This is a genomic window from Crenalkalicoccus roseus, from assembly GCF_004761865.1.
Lineage (GTDB): Bacteria > Pseudomonadota > Alphaproteobacteria > Acetobacterales > Acetobacteraceae > Crenalkalicoccus > Crenalkalicoccus roseus.
In genome coordinates this window covers 1-921 of record NZ_SJDM01000109.1, presented here as the reverse complement: position 1 = coordinate 921, position 921 = coordinate 1, and the positions used below count along the sequence as shown (strand labels likewise).

The 921-nt window shown below is 75.2% G+C and carries 1 protein-coding gene; it reads left to right on the top strand.

Annotated features, from left to right (window positions below; translation table 11 throughout):
* A partial coding sequence (locus ET526_RS21105; protein WP_135471049.1) for a DUF6950 family protein occupies positions 1–349 on the top strand: 349 nt, incomplete at its 5' end.
* Positions 350–921 lie beyond the last annotated feature (572 nt).

Here is a 921-nt window from a genome sequence, read left to right as displayed (position 1 = left end):
GCGGCGGCCGGACTGGGCGGTGCGGCTGGCAGCCCTGCTGTCGGCGGTGGAGACGCGCCCCTTCGACGCCCATCGCTGGAACTGCGGGCGCTTTGCCCTGGCCGCCGTCGAGGCGGTGACGGGGGAGCGGCCCGCCTTCCGGGTGCTGCCTAATCTTGCGGCCTCGGCCGACAGCGCCGGCTTCCCGCGCGTGGCGCCGCTGCTGGCTGGCATAGGCGACGTCGTCCTCGCGCCCGATCCCGACCGGCTCGGCGTGGTGCTCGACGCCGGGCGCGTCGCCTTCGTCGGCCCGCGCGGGCTGCTGCGCGCGCCGATCACCCTCTGCACCACCGCCTGGAGGATCGGCTGACGGAGCCCTCGCGGCAGCGCGGCCCGGCCAACCCAACCACCCGAGCGCCGCTGCCGCCGCGATGCCGTGAGGTGTCTTGATGCCCGCCGCCGTTCCCCTGATCGCCATTGTCGCCGGCGGCGTCGCCTCGGCCGCGGTCGGCGGCGGTATCATCGGCGCGATCGTCGGCGCCGGTGCCGCCTTCGTGGTCTCGACGATCGGCGCCTCGGTCTTCCCAGCCAAGCGGCCGACCGCGCCGACGTCCCCGGCCGCGCTCCGCCCGGGCGACGATCCCACCGCGCCCGGCGCCGGNCCGGCCGCACCCAGTCCTTCCGCCAGCCGATCACCGAGCACCAGATCGTCTTCGGCCGCTGCAAGGTCGGCGGCCCGATCGTCTTCATCCACTCTGCCACCGACGACGCCGGCCGCGCCGATGGTTGGTTCTACGCCGTCGTCGTGCTCGCCGCGCACCGCGTCCGCGCCATCGGCGATGTCTGGCTCGGCGACACGCAGGCCACCGATGCGAAGTACGCCGGGCTGGTGCGCATCGACCGCCAGCTCGGCGATCCCGACCAGGCGGCGAATGCCAACCT